Below are 22,571 nucleotides of genomic sequence, written 5' to 3'. Positions count from 1 at the left end.
CTCCCGATGGCAGGCGCCGGGGCAGTCACGTAAATGTGATAGCCTGCGGCCGCAGCATCGTCGCACCCAGTACCCACCGGGAAGGTAGGCATCATGGAGCAGAGCGAAGGAACAGCCGTTGCGAGCAAGAAGCAGGAGCGCACCGCGTTCCTGTTGCTGACGGCGGTCATCTTTCCGCTGGCGGCCGTGCTGATCGTCTCCGGCTACGGCTTTCTGGTGTGGATGTGGCAGCTGCTGTTCTCCGGGCCGCCGACCGGACCGTGAGCGATGGGCGATATCCGCTCCCCTTCCCGTCGTGCCCTGCTGTTCGGCCGCCTGCGTGCCGAGCGGTTGCCCATCCCGCTCCGACCGCCCTGGGCGAAGTCCGAGCCTGAGTTCCTGGCCGCCTGCACGCACTGCGATGCCTGCGTGCGGGCGTGTCCCGAACAGGTACTGGTCCGGGGTGCCGACGGCTTGCCGCGCTTCGAGGCGCACGCGGGCGAATGCAAGTTCTGCGGCGACTGCGTGGCGGCATGCGACAGCGGCGCGTTCGAGCCTGCGCGCGATCCGCCATGGACACTCGTCGCCCAGGTCGCCGCCACCTGCCTGTCGGCGCAGGGCGTGGTCTGCGCCAGCTGCCGCGACGTCTGCCCCCCGTCCGCGATCCACGTGGCGCCCGGCGCGCGCGGCGCGGCCACCGTCGATCTCGAGTCATGCACGGGGTGCGGCGCCTGCGTCGCGCCGTGCCCGGTGGACGCCATCACCCTGCAGCACGCACCCGCCATGGAGGCCGTCGCTTGAACGCACCCGCACCCGACATTCATATCGCCAGCTTCGTCATCCAGCACCGCGACACCGCCGGCGACGCGGTGGCCGCGATGATCCGCGAACACGCCGACCTCGACCTTGCGCTCGCCGGCGGCACGCGCAGCGTGGTGATCTGCGAATCCGCCGACCGCCATGCAGTGATGGAGCGCGTCGACCAGCTGCAGGCGGTGCCCGGCGTGCTCAACGTGCTGCTGGTCTACCACCACGCCGAGCCAGCGCACGCCCTCGACGAACCGTTGCCTTCACTGTCCATCCAGTCCGCGACCGGAGAGGCCCATGAGCACACGTCGTGACTTCATCCGCCACAGCGCGCTGGCCACGGCCGCCGCCGCGGCCGGCCTGCCGCTGGCCGGCAGCGGCAGCAATGTCGTCACCGAAGGCGACCTGACCACGCTGAAGTGGGACAAGGCGCCGTGCCGCTACTGCGGCACCGGCTGCGGCGTGAACGTCGCGGTCAAGGACGGGCGCGTGGTGGCCACGCACGGTGACGTGCACGCCGAGGTCAACCGCGGCATCAACTGCGTGAAGGGCTACTTCCTCTCGAAGATCCTGTACGGCGCCGACCGCCTGACCCAGCCGCTGCTGCGGAAGAAGAACGGCGTGTACGCGAAGGATGGCGAGTTCACCACGGTGGAGTGGGATGAAGCCTTCGACGTGATGGCGGCGCAGTTCAAGCGCGTCCTCAAAGAGAAGGGTGGCGACGCGATCGGCATGTTCGGCTCGGGGCAGTGGACGATCTTCGAAGGCTATGCGGCCAACAAGCTGATGAAGGCCGGCTTCCGCAGCAACCACATCGACCCGAACGCCCGACATTGCATGGCCTCGGCGGTGGCGGGCTTCATGCGCACCTTCGGCATGGACGAGCCGATGGGCTGCTACGACGACATCGAGGCCGCGGATGCGTTCGTGCTGTGGGGTTCGAACATGGCCGAGATGCACCCGATCCTGTGGACGCGGGTGACCGACCGGCGGTTGTCGCATCCGCACGTGAAAGTGGTGGTGATGTCCACCTTCGAGCACCGCAGCTTCGAGCTGGCCGACATCCCGATCATCTTCAAGCCGCAGACCGACCTGGTCATCCTCAACTACATCGCCAACCACATCATCCGCACCGGCAAGGTCAACCAGGACTTCGTCGGCAAGCACACCACCTTCAAGCGCGGCAACGACGACATCGGCTACGGCCTGCGGCCGGAGCATCCGCTGGAGGTGAAGGCGAAGAACGCGAAGGATCCCAATGGCGGCCAGCCGATCAGCTACGAGGATTTCGCACGCTTCGTGGCGCCGTACACGCTGGAGAAGGCGGTCGAGATGACGGGCGCGGAACGCGGCTGGCTGGAGCAGCTGGCCGAGCTGTACGCCGATCCTAAGACCAAGGTGATGTCGTTCTGGACCATGGGGTTCAACCAGCACACGCGCGGCGTGTGGGCCAACAACATGGTCTACAACATCCACCTGCTGACCGGGAAGATCGCCACGCCGGGCAACAGCCCGTTCTCGCTGACCGGGCAACCGTCGGCGTGCGGCACGGCGCGCGAGGTGGGCACGTTCAGCCATCGCCTGCCGGCCGACATGGTGGTGACCAATCCCGAACACCGGAAGCACGCCGAGGAGATCTGGAAACTCCCGCCCGGTACCATCAATCCGAAAGTGGGATACCACGCCGTCGAACAGAACCGCGCGTTGAAGGACGGCAAGCTCAACGCGTACTGGGTGATGGTCAACAACAACATGCAGGCCGCGGCGAACCTGCGCGAGGAGACCTGGCCGGGCTACCGCAACCCCGACAATTTCATCGTCGTCTCCGATGCCTATCCCACGGTGACGGCGCAGGCGGCGGACCTGATTCTGCCTGCGGCGATGTGGGTGGAGAAGGAGGGCGCCTACGGCAACGCCGAGCGCCGCACCCAGTTCTGGCACCAGCTGGTGAAGGCACCGGGCGAGGCGCGCTCGGACCTTTGGCAGCTGATGGAATTCTCCAAGCGCTTCACCACCGACGAGTGCTGGCCGGCCGAATTGCTGGCGGCGAATCCGCAGTACAAGGGCAAGACGCTGTTCGACGTGCTGTACCGCAACGGCAACGTGGACCGGTTCCCCAGGAAGCAGATCGAGCGGGGCTACGCGAACGACGAATCGGCGCTGTTCGGGTTCTACGTGCAGAAGGGGCTGTTCGAAGAGTACGCGGCCTTCGGTCGCGGCCACGGCCACGATCTGGCGCCGTTCGACGACTACCACAAGGCGCGCGGCCTGCGCTGGCCGGTGGTCAAGGGCAAGGAGACGCGCTGGCGCTACCGCGAAGGCGCCGATCCTTACGTCAAGGCGGGGAGCGGTTTCGAGTTCTACGGCAACAAGGACGGCAAGGCGGTGATCTGGGCGCTGCCGTACGAGCCCGCCGCCGAATCGCCCGACGACGAGTTCAACCTGTGGCTGGTCACCGGCCGGGTGCTGGAGCACTGGCACTCGGGTTCGATGACGATGCGCGTGCCCGAGTTGTACAAGGCGTTCCCGGCGGCGGTGGTGTTCATGAATCCGGATGACGCGAAGGAGCGCGGGCTCAAGCGCGGCGACGAGATCATCGTGGCCTCGCGCCGGGGCGAGATGCGCTCGCGGGTGGAAACGCGCGGGCGCAACCGGATGCCGCGCGGCGTCGTGTTCGTGCCGTGGTTCGACGCGGGCCAGCTGATCAACAAGGTCACGCTGGATGCGACCGATCCGATTTCCAAGCAGACCGACTACAAGAAGTGCGCGGTCAAGGTCGTCGCCGCCTAGGAGAATCGCCATGCAGAACAAGCAGCTATGGATCGCGGTGGCGCTGACAGGGGTGCTGATGGCGCTGGTCTTCACGGCCGGGTGGATGGTGGGCCGGCCCGACCGGCACGAAGCACCGGTGCCCGCCACATCCACGCCGGTCGATGCGCGGGCGGTGTTCGTGCCCGGCGCGGGACAGCTCGACGCGCTTCGGCGAGGCGTGCCAGTGGACCAGGAGGGGCATCCGCCGCCGCTCGCGCACGTGGAGAACGCCGACCTCAAGCGCGCCCGCGCCTATCCGATGCAGCCGCCGACCATCCCGCATGCCATCGACGGCTACCAGGTCGACAGGAACAGCAACCGTTGCATGCTGTGTCATGCGCGCGCCAACGCGGCCACGTTCCAGGCGCCGCCGGTCAGCGTGACCCACTACATGGACCGCGACGACCAGTTCCTGGCGACGGTCTCGCCGCGCCGCTACTTCTGCAACCAGTGCCACGTGGTGCAGACGGACGCCCCGGTGCTGGTCGCCAACCAGTTCCGCGACATCGACAGCGTGCTGTCGGTGCCGCCGACGCCGAAGGAGTAGCCCATGTGGTCACGGATGAAGCGGGAGGGGCTGGCGTTCTGGCGCACGCTGCGGCTGCCCAGCCGGCACTACAGCCTCGGCTTCCTGACGGTGGCCGGGTTCCTGGCGGGCGTGATCTTCTGGGGCGGCTTCAACACTGCGCTCGAGGCGACCAATACGGAAGCGTTCTGCACCAGCTGTCATGAGATGCAGGACAACGTGTTCGAGGAACTGAAGTCCACCATCCACTACAGCAACCGCTCCGGTGTGCGCGCCACCTGTCCGGACTGCCACGTGCCGCATAACTGGACCGACAAGATCGCCCGCAAGATGCAGGCCTCCAAGGAAGTCTGGGGCAAGCTCTTCGGCACCATCAACACGCGCGAGAAGTTCCTCGACGAGCGCCTGATCCTGGCCACGCACGAATGGAACCGGCTGAAGGCCAACGATTCACTGGAGTGCCGCAACTGCCACGACTACGATTCGATGGATCTCACCCGGCAGGGATCCCGCGCGGCGCAGGTGCACAAGCTGTGGCTCGGCACTGGCAAGAAGACCTGCATCGACTGTCACAAGGGTGTCGCCCATCACCTTCCGAACATGGAACGAGTCCCGCAAGGGTAGGCATGCCTGATGTATGGGCTAGTTGACAGCACAAGATCGATGTCCGCTTCTGGCCTATTCCGTTGAAAAACTCTGTTGAATCGGCCGGCTGATGCTGATTCACTGACGTCCCATCGATCGAGCGGAAGTTCACGCGATGATGGGACGTCAGGAAGTCGGCCAAGTGCCGCTGTTCTACGCCTTCAACCTGGAAGACCACGTTCCAGCGAACCATCTGCTCCGCAGGATCGATCAGTTCCTGGACCTCGGCGAGCTGCATCGGCACCTCGCCCCGCACTACAGCCACACCGGCCGCCCCTCCGTTGATCCGGCGCTGCTGATTAGGATGCTGATCGTGGGCTACTGCTTCGGCATCCGCTCCGAGCGTCGGCTGTGCGAGGAAGTGCATTTGAACTTGGCCTACCGCTGGTTCTGCCGGTTGGGGCTGGAGGATGCAGTGCCGGACCATTCGACCTTTTCAAAGAACCGGCATGGACGGTTCCGCGACAGCGACACGCTGCGCTTCGTGTTCGAGAAGGTGCTGGAGCGCTGCTTGGCTGAGGGCCTGGTCGGAGGCGAAGGCTTCGCCATCGATGCCAGCGTCATCAAGGCCGACGCAAACCGCCAGCGCGGCGTCCCGGGCAGCGATGCCAGCTGGGACCGGGAGTCGTCGCTCACGCGCCCGGTACGCGAGTACCTGGAAGCGCTGGACGCCGCAGAGGAAGCGCGTAAGCCTCCGAAGAACGTGTCGCTCACCGACCCGGCCGCGCAGTGGACGGCCGCGCCCGGCGGCCCGGCGTTTTACGCCTATTCGACCAACTACCTGATCGACACCAAGGCCGGCGTCATCCTCGACGTCGAGGCCACGCCCGCACACCGCACGAACGAGGTGAACGCCACCAAGGTCATGGTGGATCGCGTCGAGGAACGGTTCGAGATCAAGCCGACGCATCTGATCGGCGATACGGCCTACGGCACCGCCGAGATGCTGGGCTGGATGGTGGATGAGAAAGCGATCGAACCGCACGTTCCGGTGTGGGACAAGGCCGAGCGCAAGGATGGTTCGCTGGGACGTTCCGACTTCCGCTGGGAGGCCGAAGCCGACGAATATCGCTGCCCACAGGGCAAGCCGTTGCGCTCAACTGGCAAGCCTACGGCGGACGACACGCTGATCTATCGCAGCAGCGTCTACGACTGTGCTGGATGCGAGCTCAAGTCCCGGTGCTGCCCGAACACCACGCATCGGAAGATTGCACGGCAGGTCAACGAGTCCGCACGCGACGTGGCCCGCCAGTTGGCATCAACACCTCGATACGCACGATCGCGGCGACATCGAAAGAAGGTCGAGATGCTGTTCGCACACCTCAAGCGCATCCTGCGGCTGGATCGCTTGCGGCTTCGGGGCCTGAAAGGTGCCCGCGACGAGTTCCTGTTGGCGGCGACTGCGCAAAATCTGCGAAGAATGGCGGCGTGGTTGATGCCGAAAGGCCCGGAAGCAGGAATTGCGGTGCCGATCTAAGGCATGGGGCGCTTGCGCGCCCCCATTTGCTTCATTGCGGATCGAACAAATCCGCTTCCGGCTGCCTGGTCACGTGACGCCCCTGCTCCGGGACCGAGTTTTTCAACAGAATAGACCGGAAGCAGACGTCGGCCGACATCTGCATCGGTCAACTCAGTTGATTCAAAGTGATTCCACCAAGTCCTGAAGCGTCTCCTCATACCGTAATAGGAGTTCCTGGAGCACGTAAGCCGATCCGGCGGCGTTCATGAATCTGCCTGTCGTCTCGAACTCCTCATACAGATGGAGTGGCCGCGGATGCATGGTCCCATTAACGACTGATCCCGCGAAGGTATGTGTCTCCTGAGCAACAAAGAGCGCCAGCTCAGCAGTGGCGTAGGTAAGTGCCCCGAGCGAAAGAAAGTTCACTTGGCCGGGGTCTGAAAGTGCTGGCGAGAAAGCGCTGAACAAGGATGAATTGCGCCCTCCGTGCGTGCTTTCGGAGAACATCTTCTTGGCCTCCCGATGACGGTCCACCAGAACCCGGGCCCTGTCCTCCGGAACACCGCAGGCCAGAAGGTACTGACTCACCTTGTCATAGACCTTCCCGTAGCCGATGTGCTTGTTCCAGAACTCATTCGTGTCATGCGTGCCGGCGAAGGCACGACACGTATCCGCGCTCAGGGCCAAAGCCATCGCTATCTCGACATCCTCGATGAACGTCCGAGCCAGAACCCGAGCCGTCATGTCCTGTCCGAGCGCGAGAAGCTCCCGAATCGACACGACGTCCCGTTTGAGCTTGGACACCATCACCGCATACCCCATGAGCTCACTGCTCAGCGGGAACTGATACAAGAACCGTTCGAACTGAACGAAGAACTGGACACTCTCGTCAAGAAGAACGAACCAAGGCTGAAGATTCTCGTCGATCTTCTCTCGGAGGCGGGATCGCAGGTCTTCTAGTTCCTTGGCGACATCAATGCGGCGGCAGTCCGCAGGAATGACGGCTACTAGCTGCAGGCGATCGGCCTTGGCCACCAGCTCACTGACGATCGACGGCTCAATTCTCATCCGGTTCCTCTTCCCCAAGAGGCTGCTTGGTCATGCTACTTGGCAGATGGTAATTCACGCCTACTTGACGCGCGAGGTCTATATGACAAAGGACGGTCAAGCGAGTAAAGCCGCTTCACTTACAGGTGTGCGAGGCTTGATCCGAGTTCAGCCCGTGGCTCCTGCTGCCAAGGCCAGAGCGTACCGATGAACTGCGTCGGCCCTGCCTTGAGATACGTAATGCTCGGCGGTGGCGCCCCCTAGTTCGCTCAAAGGCGCATGGCGAAACCAGGCCATGGCGCGCCCGAGATCCCCACCATTGAGATCAAGCAGCAATGAGACCAAGTTCGAAGCGTCGCGCATATACTTCTGCAGCGACTCGGAATCTGGCCTATGCAACAACACGGCCAGCTCAACGTGGGCCAGATCAGCCAGCGTCTCAAAGTCGATATGAAACTGGTCGGAAAAGAGTCTTGGAGATATGGCTGTGGTCTCACCTAGGCCTTTCGAGAAGTGGATTGAGTGCTTCTGAGTGGCGGATGTCATGGTCGGTTTGCCGTTGAGGAATGGCTTCTTGAGCCTGCTGGATTCGCGAAAGCCGGCGACAACTCCCGTTGTTCCTTTCCATTGTGCGATCTGGCCAGTTGAACCGCCGCTTGACGATTGGCTTATAAGTCATCAGGCCAGCTGAGTCTTGTGGAATGTCTCAACGGTTCGAAGTTCCAATCATTCGGCTCGGGCAGTGCTTGCTTTGGTGAAGCCAGTGGGATGCTGAGAACCGAATCCCTAATGGACGCAGCCAACCATTCGACGTCTTCCTCAGTAGGGAAGTGTCTTGCGATCGTTGCGGCTCTTCGTCTCAGCTGCAGCGGAAGTGCTTTATCACGCGCGATTTCGACTAGAAGACTTCCTGCCCACAGCAGCGCCCGCGTTCGTTCACTTGCCATCGTCATGAAATGATCCCCATTTGATTGTTCCCGAGCATGGTTTGGGCAGGTATCAGGAACTGAGACGACGGATGGCGAGGATCTCGATCCACTACGGTAGGGACGCAGAGTGATGGGTAGGATTGAAGGGGATTCTGAAGAAGGTGCATCTAGGCATTCCTTTGTTGATCCGGCATGGGTTGCCGTTGATCTCGGCTTGACGCTTTCTGAGCTTGCAGTGGCGCTGCGGTGCAGAAACTGGCAGCAGCCAGAGGCCTGGCAGTCTCCCGATTTGCAACGGAAGCTAACGGATATCAGGGGCATTGCGGCCGTCCTCTCCGAGATGAAGGGGGAGTCGCCCGACGTATTGGTGCAGCTCGGAAAGGCGCCCGTGAGGGCGCTACATGGCATGACGATGTTGCAGGCCATTGGAGCTGGTGAGACAGGGAGAGTCCTTCGATACCTGCAGTCCATCTCTGGCGGGCAGAATGGCTGAGTCTTGGTGAATGCGCCGCTGACGGCACGTCGACTACACCCCGCCAGTTACGAAGGTCTCAGGTAGATATCGAGGCTCGACGGCGCCGGAATGCATCGAGCGAGATCAGGTTACTCGAGCCATTGTCCTCCTCCGGTCCTTTCCAATGTGCATCCAGCCGGCTCGTATCAGCCAAGTAGTTGACATGCTCCAGGGTGGACAGGGCCAACGGGCTGAGGGAGAGGCGGTACTCGTGCTCCATCAGCTCCCTGAGTACGTCCGCATCTTCCGGATACACACTGGCTAGGTGTGACATGGATCCATCGATCTGCCTGAGCAGATGCAAGGCATGCTCGCCGTCAGACCATTCCTCCCTTGGCCACGCCTGCCCTGCGTTTCGGAGCAGGGCGAATGTCATACCGATGCAGCGTTGGAAGGATGACAAGCCAACACTCCACTGCACCAGCTCGGCATTACTGATCGCCTTCTCGGCCAACGAGCACTCGCGACCATCAATGTCGAGCGAGGTGTTCCAGTAGTCGTAGAACAGCGGACGCAGGGCGAAAACGTCTTGGAGAAGCTGATGCAAGCCGGGATGCCGGATCTGCTCCAACAGCGAGCGGAAGCGAGCGACCAGCTTTGCAGTGCCTGAGACCTCGGGGATCAGATTTACCACTTGGAGGGTAGGCTGCCACTGGATGCGGTCGATGACCGAGGTCAGCCCCAATGGGTAGCCAAAGGGTCGAATGCTCACCGTGGCTGTCAGCACCGAATCGGTGTTCGCAGCATCGAAGTGTTGCCAAGTCCACGCGGCCAGTTCGCCGTCCGGATGGAGTACGCGCACCGACTGGAGGCCATCGCCACTGATCAGGCCAGGTTCGAGAACAGCATCGAAGGTGACGGGCTGGGTGATGAGGAGTTGCTTGTTCATGGGGCTTCCTTGTCTGAGTTGTTGTACGGGGCCGTCGTTGGAGCGCAGGAGGGCCTGGCTCGGCGCGCGTGCGTCAAGCTGGTTCTGTCTGGCAAGTAAGGGATTGCTGAGGAGCGCCGCTACCGCTGTTGCAGTTGGGCGACCAAGGCTTCGAGCTGCTTGCGGGTCAGCACTGACAGCGGGGCGGTCGGGCCTTCCTGTTTGCTCTTGGCCTGAATCCCCGTACTGATCGGCAGCGAGGAGGCGGTCACCAGCCCCGTAAAGGCCTTGCCGTCGTTACGGGTCAGGTTGGGCACGTAGCGCGAGTACACCCGAAACAACATTTCCGTATTGGCGTGTCCCAAGGTCCTGGCTACCCACTCGGGGTTCTCGCCCGAAGCCAGCATCAGCGTGGCTGCCGTGTGGCGCGTCTGGTAGGGTCTGCGAGGAGCCAGCCCGAGATGGCGGAGAAGGGGGTGCCAGACACGATTGGTGAAGTTGACCAGGTTGATCGGATCGCCATTTCGTTGTGCAAAGACCCAACGGCAATCCTCGGAAACCAGTTTCTGCTGCTCCAGCAGGGCGGTGCGTACCAAGGGGACCATGGGAATGTCCCGCATCGAGCCATCGGTCTTCGTGTTCTCGAGCTTCCCTTTGACGATCGACTGGCGAACCAGGATCAGGTCGTGCTCGAAATCGATGTGCTTCCACTCCAAAGCATTGATTTCCCCTGTCCGCATACCCGTAAAGAAGCGGGTAGCCAAGTACGGATGCCAGTCCTTGCGGACAGTGCCGAGAGCACGATTGACCTCATCCAGCGAAAGCGGCTGGATGTCGAGCTTGGGCAGACGCAGCGGCTTGATGTTTCGGAACGGAGTGAGGAACTCGTAGCGCTCGGAGGCCTCTGCCAGCAACATGCGCAGGGGCGTCATGATGTGGTTGATCCGCGAAGGAGACAGTGTCTCCGCTCCTTTAGTGCTTTGCTTGCTCAATTCAGCTCGAAACGTCAGCAGATCTGCCCGAGTGATCTCCGAAAGTGGTTTCTCGCCAAGCTTCGGGAGGATGTGTTGATGCAAAGTTCCGTGCACCGTTTCGGCGTGCGTCTGGCGCCAGCGGGGCAAGTTTTCGCGATACCAGGTCTCGGTAAACTCACCTAGCGTCGGCGTAGTAGCCGGGGCGGCTCTACGCGCGGGGGCGTTGCTGGGAGTGCTTCCGCTGCTGTCGTCAAACTGATTGGCACGCGCGCTGTCAGGAAAGAATGCTCGGTAGTTGAATGTTCCTTTTGCCATCTCTCGCTTGATGCGATTGGCCAAGGCCTCCAAGGTTCTGCGGTTGGAGTTGGTGTCCTGCAAGGTGGTCTGCTCACGGCATCGGACGCCGCGGTATCGGAAATCGATAAACAGGCAGCCCGTCTCCGGACGACAGCGGACATTAGCCATGAGCCCGGCCCCCATTGGCCATCGGGATCAGAGGTGCCCGGCTGGCGGACGCGCTGCCGATGTCCCGCTCGATCGCTTCCCAGAGAAACAGGAGCTTCCGACCCCCAAAGGGGCGGATGTAATGGGTGCCTTCTAGCAGGACGCTGTCCTTTAGGCGATTCCTGATCGTGCGGACGTCGTAGTGGATCCGGCTAGCCAGTTCTTCAGTGGTGAGGTAAGTTTGCACGGCGCGCTCCTTGTCGTTCATCGTCAACGGCTGTCGCGTATACGCGACGCTTGTTGTCGATAATAGTCAACCTCCGCCGCCTGTCAACGACAAATGTCGCGTTTAATCGACAATATTTATGTTTTGTTCATATGATTAGATTTCGGTTGACTGAGCTAATCGCCGATAAGGCGTTTCGGGAGCGGCGTGTGGTGCCTCTTTCTGAGGTAGCTGACGCCACGGGCGTCCATAGGGCCACGCTGTCGAAGATCGCGAACCATCCAGGGGCAAACATCAGCACCGATATCGTCGACAAGCTATGCAGATTTTTCGGTTGCCAACCCGGGGAGCTGATGACGTTCGTGGACGAATCAGCTACTGACCATCTGGGAACCCCGAATTCGGAGAGGGAAGAATAGTGCTCGGTCTAACTTTGCGTGAGGAGTTCCGAGGCAAGCGCCTCAAAGGCACAGCCATCGAGCTGTCCAACGACCAGCACACGGGTGCGACCCAGATTGCAGCCAAGCAGTTTTTGGAGATCACCTATCCGACGCACGACCTGCTGAAAGGCATTGAGGCCATTGGCCCCGGACAGGGCCGGCCGCTGGTCGTGATCGGCGAACGTGGCCTCGGCAAGTCGCACTTGATGGCCGCGCTCTATCACGCGGTGACCGACCCGTCCTCGACCAGCTCCTGGCTCAATGCATGGGCAACCACGCTTGCCGACGCCAGCATCGGCAAGATCGCCTTGCGCGACGGGATGCACGTCATCGGCGAAAGCCTGCATCGCCATCGCTACAAATTTCTGTGGGATGTTCTGTTCGAGAACCATCCGCACGGCACCTTCATCAAGGGCAAATGGGACGGTCAGGGCGCGTCCAAGACCGAAATCCCGTCTGACAAGCTCATCATCGAGCTACTTGAGAATAAGCCGACGATGCTGCTGCTGGACGAGTTCCAGACGTGGTACGACGGCCTGACCAACACCAAGCAGTACCCTTGGAAGAACTGGGCGTTCAACTTCATCCAGATTCTTTCAGAGATCGCCAAGGAGCGCCCCGACCTGCTGGTGCTGGTGATCTCGGTGCGCAACGGCGGCAGCGACGCCTACCAGCAGGTGCATCGCGTCAACCCGGTCGCCATCGACTTCAAGGCGGGCGGCAGTGCCGAGCGCATTCAGCTGGATCGCCGACGGATGCTGTTGCACCGCCTGTTCGACAACCGCCTGCAGATCGCCAGTGGCACCATCGAATCGCTGGTCGCGCAGCACGTCGCCGAATCCTTCCGCCTGCTTGATGTGCCATCCGCCGAGCAAGAACGCAAGCGCCGGGATTTCATCGAATCGTGGCCCTACGCGCCGCATCTGCTGCGTTTGCTGGAAGAGCAGGTGCTCATTGCCACTGACGCGCAGGAAACGCGCGACCTTATCCGTATCCTTGCCAACGTCTACAAGAGCCGAGGCGAGGTTGTGCCAGTGCTCACCGCTGCCGACTTCCGCCTGGACGATGACACCTCAGGCATCGGCGCGCTGCTCGAAGCTGTCGCCAACCAGCACCACCGCACGCTGCGCGAGAAGGCGCAACAGAACATTATCTCGGTGCAGGAAGCGCGGCACGACCACGCAAGCGTCGCGCCACACCTGCAAGAAATCATTGGCGCGCTGTGGCTGCGTTCGATTGCCGTCGGCAACCTCGCCGGAGCCGAACCCGCCACGCTGCAGTTGGACATCACCCGTGGCAAACCGGTAGACGACAACGCCTTTCAGGTCGAGTTGGCCACCATCGTCGAGAACAGCTTCAACATCCATCAGGACGGCACCAAGCTGTTGTTCCGCGAGGAAGAGAATCCGCGCGCCAAGCTCATGGCTTACGCACGCAACGATAAGCTGTTCGCCGACGGTGCGGATCAGGCGCAGCTCGCCAAGCAGGTGCGCTATGTCATCGGCGGCAGCGACGAGGTCGCCAAGACCTTCCGTGTGATCGCGCTGCCGAAATCGTGGGTCAATGAGCCGTGGGCGGCGCTTGATGACTCCGAGCAGCCCGACAAGTGGGATGACCGTCTGCCCATCCTCGTGCTGCCCGAGGAGGCCGACAAGCTCGATGCCACGCTGGGCCGCTGGCTCAAAGACAAGTTGCAGAAGCGCCGCAACACCGTGCGCTTCCTGCTGCCACGCGCGGGCAGCATCAATTCCTTCATGGATCGCGACCTGCTCATCCTGGCCCGCGCGGAGATGAAGGCCCAAGAATGGGGCGGACAGAACCCCGAATACAAGAAGCTGCACAAGGAGTTCGAGAACAACCTGCGCGACAACCTGAAAAAGCGCTTCGACCGCTTTGCCGTGCTGCAACGCTGGAACTTCGCCGACCCCGCGCAGTGTAAATTCAGCGTCGAGCGTCTCGACAAGCAGGGTTCGCAGATTCCCGAAGCTATGGAAGAGGCGCTGATCGGCGACCTCTTCGTACCCGAGGACTTTGAGGAACTGGTGCTCGAATACGCCAGCAACAACGAATCGGTCGGCAAGCTGTTGCGCGAGTTGCAGGAGCCGCGCCCGGCGGGGCAGGACTGCATCCCGTGGTTGGGCGAAACGGCGATGAAGGAACGCCTGCTGCGTTTGTGCGCCAAGGGCAAGGTCGCCATCAACGTGCGTGGCATGGAGTACCTGCAAACCAACCCGGGCGAGGACGAGGACACTGCGTGGCGGCGTCTGCGCCCCAAGCTCTCGCTCACGGGCCGCCACCTCGACGACGTGTTCGTGATGCTGCCATCGGCTGTGCCCGCAACGGGTGGCTCAACGCCGCCTGCGCCGTCGCCGGGTGGTACGCCATCCGGTGGTGGCGCGACCCCCACGCCGGGCGTGCCGAACCCCACAACATGTGGCTCGCCCGCTCCCACGCCAGGGCCCACGCCGGGCGGCATCTTCGGCGGCGACGGCGGCACCACTAAGCCGCGCACGCCTCTGTCGAACCCCGCCACGTCGCCGCTCAATCTGATCGGCAAGATCGAAGGCTGGGGAATTGGCCCGGCCACCAAGGTCGCGGAGGTGTCCATCAAGGTGTCCGCCGCCACCGGCGCGCAGCTCAAGGAACTGCTCAAGAAGCTCCCCGAAGGGATGACCTTCGAGCTGAATCTTGAGAAGGAGGACGACTGATGGCCCTGACTGCCAGCGCCTTGCAGGCCTTGGTCCAAGGCTCCGACGTCGATGCTTGGCGCGTCATCGTCGACCAGGCTGTCGAGATCGCCAGAAAGCCACTGGCCGCAGGCAATGCGCCCAGCGAGGTCGTGCGGCGCGACCGCGAAATCGGCGCACTGGATCTGTTCCTCTCCTCGAGCGGCTGGGACTTGTGGCCAGCCTTCGGCGACAGCGTGGAACGTACCTCGGATCGCTTGATGCGCTGGTGGGCCGAACCCTTCAGCGCCAAGGCGGTGTTGATCCTCGACGGCCTTTCCCTGCGCGAGCTACCGTGGCTGTTGCAGGGTGCGAAGGAGCGCGGCTTCATCGCGCACGAGGTCGCCGCCTGCGCCTCCGAGCTCCCCGGCGAAACCGACGAGTTTGCCCGCGCGCTCGGCTTCGCCAGCCGCAGCAAGCTCCAGAACAACGGCGGTGGTCTTGCGCACAAGCTGCAAGCAGCCAGCACCGAAACCGTGGACTTGCCGTGGAAGGACTGCGAAGCGCTGATCAACAGCGCGCCGAACCAGATCTTCTGGCACCACTGGCCCGACGCCAAGCTCCACGACGGCTCCGGCGCTGGCCAGGGGCTGGAGCCGCTAACCAAGGACGTGGCCGAGCAGTTGTCCAGCGACGATTTCTGGGCCTTCGTCGAGCGCCTCGCCACCGGGCGGCGGCTAGTTATCACTTCAGATCACGGCTACGCAGCCACCGGTTACTTCCCCGATGCCGATGGCGAGGTCGGCCAGTTCCTCAAGCGGACGTTTGGAAGCTCGCGCAGCAAGACGGGAACTGGCGACATCGGCCCCTTCGTGCCGCCGGTCGCATTGCAGATCAACAGCCCTCACGGCGCGCACCTGTTGGCTCTTGGCCGCAGGAAGTGGCGCAGCCAGGGCGGATACCCGACGCTCACGCATGGCGGCTTGTCGCTGCTGGAAGTGTTGTCGCCCTTCGTCGAGCTGACCAAGTAAGGATTGCGGCTGATGGCCACCAAGAAACAACTACTCCAACAAGAAGTTGCCAAAGCCGTCGGCGCAGGCAAGGCGGTCGCACTCGAAACCGTCGACTTCAACGACCCGAACCGCCCCAAAACCTGTCTGGAGGTGGACTTTCCGATCCTGCCGGTAAATCAGGTGGCGATCATCGAAGGCAACGCGGGCAAGCCGATCTACCAGATGTCGAAGTGGTGGGCGCGGCGGCGTTCCAGCGTGTTCCGCTCGATGTTGATCGCGGCAGCCACCAAAGCGCCGGACGACCCGTCGCACGCGGCCAAACTGGTGTGGGACAACTACTACGCTAACCACCAGAAGAAAGGCGCGTTCAAACACCTGAAGGTGGCGGACATCTTCATGGGCGGCGGCACCACGCTGGTGGAAGGCTCGCGCCTCGGGATGCAGATGGTCGGCAACGATCTCAACCCGGTCGCATGGTTCGTGGTGAAGCAGGAACTGGCCAATGTCGATCTGGAGCAAGTGAAGAAGCTGCTCGCCGACATCGAGGCCGAAGTCAAGCCACAGATCATGCCCTACTACTTCTGCGACGGCCCGCAGGGCGAAAAAGGCAAGTGGACGCATCTGCCCAGCAACAAGGCGATGCCGGCAGACTTCGACCCGCTCGCCATTCCGCGCGAAGAGCGCAAGGAATACCGCTACGAAGGCCCGGAGATCATCTACACCTTCTGGGCCAAGCATGGGCCCTGCCAAGTAACGGGCTGCGGCCACCGCACGCCGATCATGACTAGCCCGGTAATGGCGGTGAAGGCGCTCACCGTCAAGCATTGGGCACACAACTGCGGCAAGTGTGGCGAGAGCTTCGACGTGGAGGAAGAAGCCGCGCGCATGGCACCCGATGCGCCGTTCTACGTCGCGCCCACTGAAGCTCCTTACTCCGTGCTCGACCGTAGGAAAGGCGTGATCTGCCCTCACTGCGGCCACACGGCGATGGCGAATCTGGGCAAGGGCAAGAACAAGAAGGTGGAACTGAGCCTGTTGGTGCATCCTCAATGGCTGGCGGGCGAATCGAAGCAGGATGCAAACGGCCAGCCTTACGGCGGTTCGGCGCAGGACAATGTGGCGGCGACAACGCGCTGGGATGCGGCACGCGCCGCGAAGATTCGGTTGCTCGAGGTGCGCGGCGCGCTGCCGGATGAAGTGACCGACCGGGAAACGGGTGTCACCTTCGCGCCCGAGAAAGGCACGGTGCCGAAGAAGTCGAACTACGCCTGCTCGGCCTGCGGCACGGTGCAGGATGTGCTGACCACCATCAAGGCCACCGGCAAGACCGGCCCGATGGCTGCTTACGCGGTGCAGGGCTACGCACCGAAGCGCAATGAAGCGGGCAAGCCCTACAACGGTCGCTTCTTCGCCGCCTACGACACGGCTCATGCCAAGCAATACGACGCCGCGTTCGCGGAATGGGAGGCGCGCAAGGACGCCGATCTGAAGGACTACTGGCCGCGTTCCGAATTGGCCTACGGCTTCATGACCCACCACCTGCAGGGCGGAGTGCCGAACCACGGCTTCACGCACTGGTGGACGATGTTCAATCCGCGCCAGCTACTCGTTCACGCGCAACTGCTGAAGGCGATTGTCGAGGCTGGACACTACGAATGGAAAACGCGTGAGTATGTGCTAGGTGCGTTCCAGCAGTATCTGCGCAACCAGAGCCAATTCACTCTATGGAATGTGCAAGGCGACAAGCTGGAACCACAGTTTGCAAACAACAACTTTCATCCCAAGTCAACCGTTGTGGAGAACTGTGTGTTCCCTGCGCTTGGGCGCGGTAACTGGGCGGCCTGCGTCGAGGGTATTGTTGAGGGGCGCGAATGGGCAGTAGATCCTTGGGAAGCCGCAAGCCTTGAAACACTGAAGCGACAGGCTCCTGCGTTAGCAGAGAAAATTTCTGGCAAAAGCGAGAAGGTCTTTCCCGGTGATCCTGTTGGCGAAGTTGGCGTGTTCCAAGGCTCGTCCACCGATCTCACACACGTCCCTACGGCCAGCCTTGATCTGGTCATCACCGACCCGCCCTTCGGCGGCCTGTTGCACTACTCGGAGTTGTCCGACTTCTTCTACGTCTGGCTGCGCCTCGCGCTGAAGAACAAATACCCGGACCACTTTGGCGGCGACTATACGCCGAAATCGCTGGAAGCGGTGGCCAACCGCGCACGCGAGCCGGAAGACCCGGACGGTTTTTACCAGCGCTTGCTCACGCATTGCTGGCGTGAAGCGCATCGCGCGCTCAAGCCCAGCGGCATCCTGGCCTTCACCTTCCACCACAGCGAGGACGAGCCGTGGGTGGCGGTGCTGGAATCGCTGTTCGATGCGGGCTACTACCTCGAAGCGACCTACCCGATCCGCTCCGACGAAACCAAGGGCGAAGGCGAGTTCGGCTCCAAGACCATCGAGTACGACATCATCCACGTCTGCCGCAAGCGCACCGAAGAACCCAAGCCCGTGAGCTGGGGCCGGATGCGCCGCGAGGTGATGGCTGATGTGCGTCAGTTGCAGGCGATGCTGGAGAACCACGCCAAGGAAGGCTTGCCGGCGGCTGACATCCAGGTGATCCGGCGTGGTAAGGCGCTGGAGTACTTCTCGCGCCACTACGGCAAGGTATACGTGGACGAAGGCCGCACCATCTCCGTGCGCGACGCGTTGGTGGGCATCAACCAGCTCATCGACGAGGATGCAGACAAAGGCAAGGAAGCGCCGCCGGTCAACGCCGAGCCGATCACGCGCCAATTCCTGCGCACCTTCGGGAACGCGCCTGAGCTGAAGCGCGACCAGTTGCAGAAATTCCTGAAGGGATCGATCACCACGCCGGACGAGTTCGTGCAACGTGGCTGGTGCGTGGAGAAGAACAAGGTGTTCACCCGCACCGATGCGCTCGACTTCGCACGCGAATGGTCGGGCAAGCATCGCCGCAAGCTGACCTCCGATCTCGATCAGGCGTTGGTGCTGATCGGCGCGTGCTTCGACGGCAGTGGCATCAACGCCTCGGACACGATGAAGAACGAGAACTTCAAACCGCACGTCGCGCTGAAGCCGCTTCTGGAATGGCTGCACCGCAACGGCCCGGATCAGACCACCCGCAATGCGGCCTCGCGCGCGGTGTCCATCCATAACGCATGGCACGCCAGCCAGGCACCCCAGCCCGCGCAGAGTTCCTTGTTCGAAGACGATGGGGAGTACGAGCAATGAGACAACTGCGCGACCCGGTCTGGCAGGTGCGAGGTACCAGCTGGGTGTGGGACGAAGAGGCCCGCAACCAAATCTGCGCGGCCAGCGAGGTGTGGAGCCTGCGCCAGTTCCTTCGTGCGCCAGGAAACTGGCCGGACGACCTACCGAGCAATGGCGCCAGGACGCTGGTTGTGGCCGGGCTGGACGGCAGCCTCGACCTGTTGACGCCGGGCGATGCCGAAGCGTGGCTGGGCGATGCGATCAAGCCCGCCATCCTGTCGTTTCAAGATGAGTGGGGAAGTGATGGCGCGCTGGTCTTCTGGCTGCCGGGCGGCCACAGCCGCGTCAGGGCGAATACCGCCACTGATGAGGTGGGTTGGCTGTGCCACTCGCCCCACGGGCATCAGATCGACCTCGGCCGCATCTTGTGGGGCCAAGCCAACGAGTACCCGCAGGAGATTCTGCTGCGCGACAGCGGCAGACCCGCTGGCCTGTTCCATCTGCGGATTACTTGAGGGTGGCTGAGTGACGGCAGAGATTCAGTTCCAACCCGGCGAGCGCATCACCCACCCCGAGTACGGCCAAGGGGTCGTCCTCGACCCGGCGCGTGACGGCTATTTGCGTGCGTTCTTCGGCATCGGCGAACGACGAGTGCCGGTCGCGTCGCTGCGGCGCGAACTCACTCGCACCGAGCGCATCCTGCGCGCCGTGGATGGCAGCGCGGAGCGGTCGCGCAAGGCGTGGCTGTCCTACGAGGCGCACGCGCTGCCGGTGATGGAAAGCGCCTCGGCCCTGACCTCGGCCAAGATCGACCTGCTGCCGCATCAGGTGGTGCTGACGCACCGCATCGCCACCGCCTCGCCCCGGCGCTACCTGATCGCCGATGAGGTGGGCTTGGGCAAGACCATCGAAACCGCGCTGATCCTGCGCGAGCTGGCCAGCCGGGGCGAATTGAACCGTGCCTTGATGGTGGTGCCTGCGGGCCTCGTGAACAACTGGCACCGCGAATTGAACGAGGTGTTCAACCTCGACTTCGAGGTGTTCGGCTCCGAAGGCGACATTACCGATCGCAAGACCAATGCCTTCGCCAAGCACGACCGGCTGATCGCCAGCATAGACACGTTGAAGCGCCCGGCGCGCATCAAACGCCTGCTGGACGCGCCGCGTTGGGATCTGGTGGTGTTCGATGAAGCGCATCACCTCACGGCGTACAAGACCGGAGGCAAAGTGCGCAAGACCGAAAACTACAAGCTGGCGGAGGCGCTCAAGGATCACTCACGTGACCTCGTGCTGCTGTCTGCCACCCCACACCAGGGCAATCACTTTCAGTTCTGGATGCTGGCGCAACTGCTGAACCCGACGCTGTTCCGCAGCCCCGACGAGATGTTGGAGGAACGGCATCGGCTCAACACGGTGATGTTCCGCCGTACCAAGGCCGACGCCTGTCAGCCCGATGGCTCGCCTCTGTTCGCGCGGCGCTGGGTTCACACCGAATCCTTTGTGATGAACCAGGCCGAACGGCTGTTCTACGAGAAGCTGCGCGAGTACCTGGAGGACGGCTTCGACCTCGCGCGCCGTCAAGGCAACCAGGGGCGTGCGCTGGGCTTCCTGATGGCCATCTTCCAAAAGATAGCGGCATCGAGCTTTGCTGCCGTGCGCCGCACGCTCAAGCGCCGCCTGCTGATGCTGACGCTGCACGAGGCGTTTCTGCGCGACAAGGAACTGGACATCGAAGGCCGCGAGCGCCTGACCGAGGAGGCGCGCGAGCTGATCCATGTGGAGTTCGGACTGACGCGCGACAGCATCGGGCGCAGTGAGGTGGATCGCGTGCTGGCCGATCTGAAGTACCGGCTGGTCAAGAAACTGGACGAAGAGGCGCTGGAAATGGCCTCCGACTCTTACGCCAGTGAGTATTCGTCCTCGCACGCCGAGGAAGCCGCGTCGGCGGTAGTGGATCTGCATCTGCCGGAGGAGCGCCTGCGCATCGGCGACCTGCTGCGGGTGTTACCGGCAGAGCGCGAAACCAAGATGCAGAAGCTGCTCGACGGCTTGGGCACGCTGTGGCGGCAGAACCCCAACGAGAAGATCGTGATCTTCGCCACCTACCTCGGCACGGTGGATATGATCGCCCGCGAGATCGAGCAGACCTTCCCCGGTCAGGGCGTCGCCGTGCTGCGCGGCGGCGACCACGGCGCGAAGGTGGCGGCGGAGCGGCGCTTCCGCCTGAAGGACGGCCCGCGCGTGCTGGTATGCACGGCGGCGGGGCGCGAAGGCATCAACCTGCAGTTCGCGCGCGTCTTGTTCAATTTCGACCTGCCGTGGAATCCGATGGATATGGAGCAGCGCATCGGGCGCATTCATCGCTATGGCCAGAGCCACACCGCGCAGGTCTACAACCTCGTTCTTTCGGACACCATTGAGGGCCGCATCTTCCTGCTGCTCGACGAGAAGCTGACTGAGATCGCACGCACGGTCGGCAAGGTGGATGAACAAGGCAATGTGGCCGAAGACCTGCGCGCGCAGATTCTGGGCCAGTTGTCGGAACGCTTGAACTACGACCGCCTGTACCAGGAGGCGCTGTCCGACCCGGAGCTGAAGCGCACGCAGGTAGAGCTGGAGGCGGCGCTGTCGAACTCGCGCGAGGCGCGGCAGGTGGTGTTCGACCTGTTCCAAGACCTCGACGGATTCAGCCTCGACGACTACAAGCCCTTCTCGGACGTGTCGTCCAGTCTGGATCGGTTGGTGCGCTTCCTCTCAGCGGCGGTCGCGGATCGCCAACAGAAGCTGGTCAAGGTGGATGATGCGACCTACGACCTCTTCACCATCGAAGGCACGCGCCGCACCCTCTTCACCCTGAGCCGCGAAGCCGCGACCAATCAGGACGATCTGCAATTGATGGGCTTGGATCACCCGTTGGTGCAGGACGAGTTGGGCCGCTGGCGCAGCGTGTCACCGGAGGAAGTCGGGATCGCCGTGTCCGGCGACGTGGACGAGCCGGTGCTGCTGTCGCTGTGGATGGTTGAAGCATCCGCTGGCAAGGGCGAACGCCGCGTAGTGGTGCAGCCCATCGCAGTCAAGCAGGACGGCACGCGTGTTCCGGCGGTCGAGCGCCTGTGCGAGAAATACCTGCAAGCGCCACCTGCCACGCCAATCTTCCAGCCGGAGCAGCGGATCGACGTGTTCGCCAGAGCGGTTGAACCAACCTTGCAACGTGAGCTGAAACACAAGGGAGCCGCGAACGGCGACGGCAGTTATTCTGCGGAATTGATCGGATATATTGAAATCGCCCAAAATGGTTAGTTTTTGGCTGGAAAGCACCAATCGCATGGCAACACCGTGACTACGTGGCTATCTTATTCAAAAGGAAATCGTTATGACTCTCAAATCTAAAGAGTGGTTCTACAAGCAATGTTTGAATGAAATAAAGAACCACACACCAAATTCTCATATGGCTTGGGTCGTGGTTGAAAAAGGAGTCGGTCAGTCCGACGGCACTCGTGGGCATGTGACGCAAGCAGTAGGGGTGGCGCAGCAGTTTTTGGAGGCTTACCCTCAGCATATTGATCGCATCAAATCAGCCGATCCCACAAAACCTTATGACGTGGCGCATGATGCCAATCTTAGGAACGATCTGACAACTTGGATCGCAAACAAGGGTGGCTCTTTCGGGCGTGCCACCTATGGTTACAACTATGACTCCTTTAAGAGAAACACGACCGCAACTTTGGGCGGAACACGCACCGGTGGCGGCGGAGCGGACGACGAGTTCAAGAGAGTGATCAGGTTGATGGCGGAGTATCTGTGATGCGAGCCTTCTAACAGGACGAGTAGAGGAAGCAAATGGCCCGTATCGAGAACCACAAATACAGCATCGAGGAAGCCTTCAGGGAGTGCTTCTACATCGTCCCGGACTACCAGCGCGAGTATGTCTGGACGGACAAGGAAGTGCAGCAGCTGCTGGAGGACATCGGCGAGCAGATCGATGCGGGCACCACGCGGGA

The 22,571-nt window shown here is 62.3% G+C and carries 19 protein-coding genes; 14 read left to right on the top strand and 5 right to left on the bottom strand.

Annotated features, from left to right (window positions below; genetic code table 11):
* Positions 1-93: 93 nt before the first annotated feature.
* From CYU89_RS14560 to CYU89_RS14530, 7 genes are all read left to right on the top strand, one after another.
* Positions 94-264, top strand: a complete 171-nt coding sequence (locus tag CYU89_RS14560; RefSeq protein WP_296282106.1) for a periplasmic nitrate reductase, NapE protein — start codon at positions 94-96, stop codon at positions 262-264.
* A 3-nt stretch (positions 265-267) separates the two neighbouring features.
* Entirely contained in the window at positions 268-780 is a 513-nt protein-coding gene (napF, locus tag CYU89_RS14555; protein WP_296282104.1) for a ferredoxin-type protein NapF, read from the top strand.
* Positions 777-1,100, top strand: coding sequence for a chaperone NapD (locus tag CYU89_RS14550; RefSeq protein ID WP_296282102.1), 324 nt, complete (start codon positions 777-779; stop codon positions 1,098-1,100). The genes napF and CYU89_RS14550 overlap by 4 nt, the downstream gene beginning before the upstream one ends.
* Positions 1,084-3,576 carry a periplasmic nitrate reductase subunit alpha gene (gene napA / locus CYU89_RS14545; RefSeq protein WP_296282099.1) on the top strand — a complete coding sequence of 831 codons (2,493 nt, stop codon included), beginning with the start codon at positions 1,084-1,086 and terminating at the stop codon, positions 3,574-3,576. The genes CYU89_RS14550 and napA overlap by 17 nt, the downstream gene beginning before the upstream one ends.
* Positions 3,577-3,586: 10 nt before the next feature.
* A complete protein-coding gene (locus CYU89_RS14540) occupies positions 3,587-4,144 on the top strand; it encodes a nitrate reductase cytochrome c-type subunit (RefSeq protein ID WP_296282097.1) in 558 nt (185 codons plus the stop codon).
* A gap of 3 nt (positions 4,145-4,147) precedes the next feature.
* On the top strand, positions 4,148-4,747 hold the full coding sequence (locus CYU89_RS14535; RefSeq protein WP_296282096.1) for a NapC/NirT family cytochrome c: 600 nt from the start codon (positions 4,148-4,150) through the stop codon (positions 4,745-4,747).
* 136 nt (positions 4,748-4,883) lie between these two features.
* Positions 4,884-6,245, top strand: a complete 1,362-nt coding sequence (locus tag CYU89_RS14530) for an IS1182 family transposase (RefSeq protein ID WP_296282094.1) — start codon at positions 4,884-4,886, stop codon at positions 6,243-6,245.
* A gap of 162 nt (positions 6,246-6,407) precedes the next feature.
* Here the strand turns inward: CYU89_RS14530 and CYU89_RS14525 are convergent, their stop codons facing one another.
* From CYU89_RS14525 to CYU89_RS14505, 5 genes are all read right to left on the bottom strand, one after another.
* On the bottom strand, positions 6,408-7,295 hold the full coding sequence (locus tag CYU89_RS14525; protein ID WP_296282092.1) for a hypothetical protein: 888 nt from the start codon (positions 7,293-7,295) through the stop codon (positions 6,408-6,410).
* 147 nt (positions 7,296-7,442) lie between these two features.
* A complete protein-coding gene (locus CYU89_RS14520) occupies positions 7,443-7,820 on the bottom strand; it encodes a hypothetical protein (protein ID WP_296282090.1) in 378 nt (125 codons plus the stop codon).
* A gap of 934 nt (positions 7,821-8,754) precedes the next feature.
* The gene (locus CYU89_RS14515; protein WP_296282089.1) at positions 8,755-9,606 is read right to left on the bottom strand and encodes a hypothetical protein; all 852 of its coding nucleotides are present in this window, start codon (positions 9,604-9,606) and stop codon (positions 8,755-8,757) included.
* 119 nt (positions 9,607-9,725) lie between these two features.
* The gene (locus CYU89_RS14510) at positions 9,726-11,024 is read right to left on the bottom strand and encodes a DUF3596 domain-containing protein (RefSeq protein WP_296282088.1); all 1,299 of its coding nucleotides are present in this window, start codon (positions 11,022-11,024) and stop codon (positions 9,726-9,728) included.
* Positions 11,017-11,271 (bottom strand): hypothetical protein, encoded by a 255-nt coding sequence (locus CYU89_RS14505; RefSeq protein WP_296282086.1) that lies wholly within the window; start codon positions 11,269-11,271, stop codon positions 11,017-11,019. The genes CYU89_RS14510 and CYU89_RS14505 overlap by 8 nt, the downstream gene beginning before the upstream one ends.
* Before the next feature lie 376 nt (positions 11,272-11,647).
* Here CYU89_RS14505 and CYU89_RS14500 point away from each other — a divergent pair, with 376 nt between their 5' ends.
* The 7 genes from CYU89_RS14500 to CYU89_RS14470 all read left to right on the top strand — a co-directional run.
* Positions 11,648-14,377, top strand: a complete 2,730-nt coding sequence (locus tag CYU89_RS14500; RefSeq protein WP_296282084.1) for a DUF499 domain-containing protein — start codon at positions 11,648-11,650, stop codon at positions 14,375-14,377.
* Complete coding sequence (locus CYU89_RS14495) at positions 14,377-15,366, top strand: hypothetical protein (RefSeq protein WP_296282082.1); 990 nt, start codon at positions 14,377-14,379, stop codon at positions 15,364-15,366. Before CYU89_RS14500 ends, CYU89_RS14495 begins: the two co-directional genes overlap by 1 nt.
* A gap of 12 nt (positions 15,367-15,378) precedes the next feature.
* The gene (locus tag CYU89_RS14490) at positions 15,379-18,591 is read left to right on the top strand and encodes a DUF1156 domain-containing protein (RefSeq protein WP_296282080.1); all 3,213 of its coding nucleotides are present in this window, start codon (positions 15,379-15,381) and stop codon (positions 18,589-18,591) included.
* Complete coding sequence (locus tag CYU89_RS14485) at positions 18,588-19,085, top strand: hypothetical protein (RefSeq protein WP_296282079.1); 498 nt, start codon at positions 18,588-18,590, stop codon at positions 19,083-19,085. Before CYU89_RS14490 ends, CYU89_RS14485 begins: the two co-directional genes overlap by 4 nt.
* Before the next feature lie 10 nt (positions 19,086-19,095).
* Positions 19,096-21,870, top strand: a complete 2,775-nt coding sequence (locus CYU89_RS14480) for an SNF2-related protein (protein ID WP_296282077.1) — start codon at positions 19,096-19,098, stop codon at positions 21,868-21,870.
* A 73-nt stretch (positions 21,871-21,943) separates the two neighbouring features.
* Positions 21,944-22,375: a hypothetical protein gene (locus tag CYU89_RS14475; RefSeq protein WP_296282075.1), complete on the top strand. Its 432-nt coding sequence runs from the start codon at positions 21,944-21,946 to the stop codon at positions 22,373-22,375.
* A gap of 35 nt (positions 22,376-22,410) precedes the next feature.
* A partial coding sequence (locus CYU89_RS14470; protein ID WP_296282107.1) for a DUF262 domain-containing protein occupies positions 22,411-22,571 on the top strand: 161 nt, incomplete at its 3' end.

This window comes from Pseudoxanthomonas sp., assembly GCF_002863005.1.
Lineage (GTDB): Bacteria > Pseudomonadota > Gammaproteobacteria > Xanthomonadales > Xanthomonadaceae > Pseudoxanthomonas_A.
This window is presented reverse-complemented; position numbering and strand designations above follow the sequence as displayed.

Coding starts and splice junctions, on each gene's coding strand:
- CYU89_RS14505 (WP_296282086.1), bottom strand. CDS start 11,271: ATGAACGACAAGGAGCGCGCCGTGCAAACTTACCTCACCACTGAAGAA.
- CYU89_RS14510 (WP_296282088.1), bottom strand. CDS start 11,024: ATGGCTAATGTCCGCTGTCGTCCGGAGACGGGCTGCCTGTTTATCGAT.
- CYU89_RS14515 (WP_296282089.1), bottom strand. CDS start 9,606: ATGAACAAGCAACTCCTCATCACCCAGCCCGTCACCTTCGATGCTGTT.
- CYU89_RS14525 (WP_296282092.1), bottom strand. CDS start 7,295: ATGAGAATTGAGCCGTCGATCGTCAGTGAGCTGGTGGCCAAGGCCGAT.
- CYU89_RS14485 (WP_296282079.1), top strand. CDS start 18,588: ATGAGACAACTGCGCGACCCGGTCTGGCAGGTGCGAGGTACCAGCTGG.
- CYU89_RS14520 (WP_296282090.1), bottom strand. CDS start 7,820: ATGACATCCGCCACTCAGAAGCACTCAATCCACTTCTCGAAAGGCCTA.
- CYU89_RS14490 (WP_296282080.1), top strand. CDS start 15,379: ATGGCCACCAAGAAACAACTACTCCAACAAGAAGTTGCCAAAGCCGTC.
- napF (WP_296282104.1), top strand. CDS start 268: ATGGGCGATATCCGCTCCCCTTCCCGTCGTGCCCTGCTGTTCGGCCGC.
- CYU89_RS14560 (WP_296282106.1), top strand. CDS start 94: ATGGAGCAGAGCGAAGGAACAGCCGTTGCGAGCAAGAAGCAGGAGCGC.
- CYU89_RS14530 (WP_296282094.1), top strand. CDS start 4,884: ATGATGGGACGTCAGGAAGTCGGCCAAGTGCCGCTGTTCTACGCCTTC.
- CYU89_RS14495 (WP_296282082.1), top strand. CDS start 14,377: ATGGCCCTGACTGCCAGCGCCTTGCAGGCCTTGGTCCAAGGCTCCGAC.
- CYU89_RS14535 (WP_296282096.1), top strand. CDS start 4,148: ATGTGGTCACGGATGAAGCGGGAGGGGCTGGCGTTCTGGCGCACGCTG.
- napA (WP_296282099.1), top strand. CDS start 1,084: ATGAGCACACGTCGTGACTTCATCCGCCACAGCGCGCTGGCCACGGCC.
- CYU89_RS14475 (WP_296282075.1), top strand. CDS start 21,944: ATGACTCTCAAATCTAAAGAGTGGTTCTACAAGCAATGTTTGAATGAA.
- CYU89_RS14540 (WP_296282097.1), top strand. CDS start 3,587: ATGCAGAACAAGCAGCTATGGATCGCGGTGGCGCTGACAGGGGTGCTG.